The sequence below is a fragment of the Streptomyces prasinopilosus genome (assembly GCF_001419695.1).
Classification (GTDB): Bacteria; Actinomycetota; Actinomycetes; order Streptomycetales; family Streptomycetaceae; genus Streptomyces; species Streptomyces prasinopilosus.
On record NZ_LIRG01000538.1, the window covers coordinates 1 to 4,323 of the forward strand.

Here is a 4,323-nt window from a genome sequence, read left to right on the forward strand (position 1 = left end):
CGCCCGCGCCGGGGACGCGCCGGAATGGCAGCAGTGCGCGTCGGCGCGCCTCCACGCGACGTCCGGCCGGCCGCGCCTCGGGCCGGCCGCGCGGCCGCCTCGCGGAGCCGCCGTGTCCGTGGCGGACCACTACGCGTCCGCCGAACGGCACGGCGTGGTGCTCGGCACCGGACTGCGCACCGTGCGGGAGCTGTTCACCGGTCCGGGGACCGCCGAGGCGGTACTCGGTCTGCACCCGTCCGCCGGCGACGACCCCCGCTACGTCCTCCACCCCGCGCTCCTCACCGGCTGCCTGGAGACGCTCGCCGCGGCGGCGGGAGGCACGAGTCCGGGCGACGGCTTCACCGTGACCGGCATCGGCTCGATGCGTACGGCGCAGACCGGAGGTCTCGCCGTGACCCGGGTGACGGCGGCGGTCGCGCCGAACGCCACGGGCGACACCGTCGAAGGGACGTGCGCCCTGTGGGACGGTGACGTCCCCGTGGCCGAACTCACCGGCGTACGCCTGGCACGGGTGGCGGCGGACGACGACGGGGCGGCACGGACGACTCCCCCCGAGTGGTCGCTCGACCTGGTGTGGCAGCCCGAACCCCTGGCCGGCCCGGCCCCCCGGGCCGACGGCGCCTGGCTGGTCATCGGCGGTCCGCCGGAGCTGGTGCGGGCCCTGCGGGCGCGGGGAGTGCGTTGCCGCACCCTGCCCGTGCCGCCCGCCCGGGAGGAGGAGGCGTGGTCGGCCCGGCTGGCGTCCGCGCTGACCGAGCACGGCCCCCTCGACCACGTGGTGTTCGCCGGCGGGCTCGGCGTCCGGGGCAGCGCGCCCGCCTCCGCCGCGTCCCTGACCCTCGCCGGGGTGACCGTGACCCGGGCACTGGCCGCGGCGGGCCCCGGCGCGCCGCCCCTGACCTTCGTGACCTGCGACGCCCAGCGGACCGGCCACGAGGACGCCCTGAACCCCGCCCAAGCGGTGCTCTGGGGGCTCGGGCGCAGCATCGCCCTGGAGCACCCCGGCCTGTGGGGCGGCCTGGTCGATCTCGACCGGACGGACCCGGCCGCCTGGGGCGACCAGATCCTCGGCGCCGTCCGGGGCACGCCCCGGGGCGGCCAGAGCGCCTTCCGCAACGGCACCCGCTACGTACCGCGTCTGACGGCGGCGCCCCCGGGACCCGACGCGGCCGCCGGCGCGTCCCTGCCGGAACCGTCCTTCGGCGAGGGCAGCCACCTCGTCGTGGGCGCCACCGGAGCGCTCGCGCCGCACCTGATCCGGGAGCTCGTCGCGCTGGGCGCCCGCTGCCTGGTCCTGCTCTCCCGCAAGCCCACCGGGCGGACCGGACCCGCCGTCCCGGTCCCCGAGGGCGTCAGGGTGGTCGAGGTGGCGGCCGACGTGGCCGACCCGGACGCCCTGGCGGACCTGTTCGCCCGCTTCGGAAGCGATCTTCCGCCGCTGCGCGGCGTCTACCACGCGGCGTTCTCGCGCGGCGTGGTGCCGGTCGCGGAAATGACCCGGGCGCACATCGACGACATGTTCCGCGCCAAGGTGACCGGCGCCGCCGCACTGCACACCCTCGCCGCGGACCACGGGGTGGCCGACGCCGTCACCCTGTCGTCCACCACCGGTCTGCTCGGCTCCGGCGGTCTGGCGCACTACGCGGCGGCCACCTGCTACCAGGACCTGCTGGCCCACTCCTGGGGCAAGCGGGGCCTGCGCGCCCGCACCCTCGTCCTCGGCCCCTGTGCGGAAGGGCTGGCGGGGACCGCGGAGGCCGATGTCGTGACCGCCTCGGGCCTGCGGCTGATGCCGGGCCGCCTGGCGCTGGCCCCGGTGCGCCGGCTGCTGACGGAGGACCGCGACCATCTGATCGTCGCCGACGCCGACTGGTCGGAGGTGGACGTCGCGCTCGCCATGGCCGTCCGCTCCCCGCTGCTCGCCGGCCTGACCTCCGCACGAGAGCCCGCCGGCGGGACGGACAGCGCCCCCGTGGCCCCGCACGGACGCGGCGAGCCGGAGGACGGTCCGCCGGCCCCCGCGCCGCCCGCGGACGGCCCGCGCGACCGGGACGCCCTGACGGCGCTGGTACGGCGGGAGGTGGCCCGGGCGATGGGATGCGACCCGGCGTCCGTACGCACCCGGCAGAACCTCTTCTCCCTCGGCATGGACTCCCTGATGAGCCTCGGGGTGCTGCGCAGGCTGCGCGCCGAACTCGCTCTGGACATCGACCCCAAGGACCTTCACCAGCACCCCACGGTGGCTTCGCTCGCCGCGTTCCTGGCGAACTCCCTGTCGGGCACCGCAAAGGAGAACCCCGCGTCATGAACCGAGTGGCACTCGTCACGGGCGGCAACCGCGGCATCGGCCTGGCCGTGGCACGACAGCTGGCCAAGGACGGGCTGAGGGTGGCGGTCACCTACCGCAGCGATCCCCCGCCCGACGACTTCCTCGCCGTACGGTGCGACGTCCGCGACTCCGCGTCGATCGACCGGGCGGTCGCGGAGGTCCGGGAGGAACTGGGCCCCGTCGACGTCCTGGTCGCCAACGCCGGCATCACCCGCGACCGCCCGTTCCTCGTCATGACGGAGGAGGAGTTCGCCGAGGTCGTCGACACCAACCTGATGGGTGCCTACCGCGTCGCCCGCCGGGTGGTGCGCGACATGATGCGCCGCCGCGCCGGGCGCATCGTGATGATCTCGTCGGTGGCCGGCCTGGTCGGCGCGGCCGGCCAGGCGAACTACGCCTCCTCCAAGGCCGGACTCGTCGGTCTGGCCCGCTCGCTCGCGCTGGAGCTGAGCGGGCGCGGGGTCACGGTCAACGTGGTGGCCCCCGGCTGGATCGACACGGACATGACGTCCGCACTGCCCGAGAAGGTGACCGCGGCGATCCGCACCCAGGTGCCCCTGCAACGGCAGGGGACGGCCGAGGAGGTCGCGGAGGTCGTGGCCTTCCTCGCCGGCGAGGGCGCCGGCTACGTGACCGGGGCCGTCCTGCCGGTCGACGGCGGCCTCTCCCTGGGGCGGTGAGCGGAGTGCTCGACGGAAAATGCGTCCTGGTGACCGGCGTGATCACCACCTCGTCCATCGCCTTCCACACGGCGCGGGAGGCCCAGCTCGCCGGGGCCCAGGTCATTCTGACGGGCCTGCGGCCCCGCCTGGTCAACCGCATCGCCACCCGGCTCCCCCGCCCCGCACCGGTCATCGAGCTGGACGTGACCGACGACGAGCACCTCCGGTTGCTCAAGGACCGCGTGGCCGAGCACACCGACCGTCTCGACGGGGTGCTGCACTCGATCGCGTACGCCCCTCAGAGCGCCCTCGGGGGACGGTTCATGGACACGCCGTGGGAGGACGTCGCCACCGCGGTCCACACCTCCGCCTACTCGCTGAAGTCGCTGGTCGGTTCCGTCCTCCCGCTGATGGGTGAGGGGGGCGCGGTCGTCGGTCTCGACTTCGACGCGTCCGTCTCCTGGCCGGACTACGACTGGATGGGCGTGGCCAAGGCGGGGCTGGAATCGACCGCCCGCTACCTGGCTCGCTACCTGGGGCCGCAGGGGATACGGGTGAACCTGGTCGCCGCCGGGCCGCTGAACACCCTGGCCGCCGGCCGGGTCTCCGACGCGGAGGACGACGGCGCCACCTGGGCCGACAACGCGCCGCTCGGCTGGGACGAGGGCAACGCCACACCCACGGCACGGGCGTGCGTCGCCCTGCTGTCCGACTGGTTCACCGCCACCACCGGCGAAATCGTGCACGTCGACGGAGGCGTCCATGCTATGGGCTTCTGAGCACACCGAGGACGGCGCGGCGACCCTGCCGGACATCGCGGAGTGGTTCACCGCGCGGATCGGCAAGGAACTGGGCCCGTCGCCGTGGCACACGGTGACCCCGGAGGACGTCCGCCGCTTCGCCGACGCGACCCACGACTGGCAGTGGATCCACCTGGACGGCGAGCAGGCACGGTCCGGCCCCTACGGGAGGCCGGTGGCCCACGGCTTCTACACCCTCTCCCTCGTCCCCCACCTCACCTCCACGCTGCTCGACCTGCGCTGGACGTCCCTGGGGCTCAACTACCGGGTGGACCGGGTGCGTTTCCCGGCCGTCCTGCCGGTCGGCGCGCGGGTCCGCGCCCTGGCGCACGTCAAGAGCGTCCGGGTCAGGCCACGGGACTTCCTGGAGGTCGTCCTCGCCGTCTCGGTGACCGCCGAGGGGCAGTCCGCGCCCGTGTGCACCGTCGACCACACCCGTCTCTACCGGCTCGCGCCCGGAGCCCGGCTCCCGGTCGACGGACCGGTGGACTTCGTCCCGGACCCGCGCCCCGCATCCTGACGCCGTCCA

4 protein-coding genes are annotated in these 4,323 nt (G+C 75.2%); all 4 read left to right on the forward strand.

Annotated features, from left to right (window positions below; all coding sequences use genetic code 11):
• On the forward strand, nt 1-2,311 hold a 2,311-nt coding region (locus tag AOK18_RS21445; RefSeq protein WP_157865140.1), incomplete at its 5' end, for an SDR family NAD(P)-dependent oxidoreductase.
• The gene (locus tag AOK18_RS21450) at nt 2,308-3,012 is read left to right on the forward strand and encodes a 3-oxoacyl-ACP reductase family protein (protein WP_055695410.1); all 705 of its coding nucleotides are present in this window, start codon (nt 2,308-2,310) and stop codon (nt 3,010-3,012) included. The genes AOK18_RS21445 and AOK18_RS21450, both read left to right, overlap by 4 nt.
• On the forward strand, nt 3,009-3,773 hold the full coding sequence (fabI, locus tag AOK18_RS21455; protein ID WP_055695411.1) for an enoyl-ACP reductase FabI: 765 nt from the start codon (nt 3,009-3,011) through the stop codon (nt 3,771-3,773). The genes AOK18_RS21450 and fabI overlap by 4 nt, the downstream gene beginning before the upstream one ends.
• Nucleotides 3,757-4,314 (forward strand): MaoC family dehydratase, encoded by a 558-nt coding sequence (locus AOK18_RS21460; protein ID WP_055695412.1) that lies wholly within the window; start codon nt 3,757-3,759, stop codon nt 4,312-4,314. Before fabI ends, AOK18_RS21460 begins: the two co-directional genes overlap by 17 nt.
• Nucleotides 4,315-4,323: the final 9 nt, after the last annotated feature.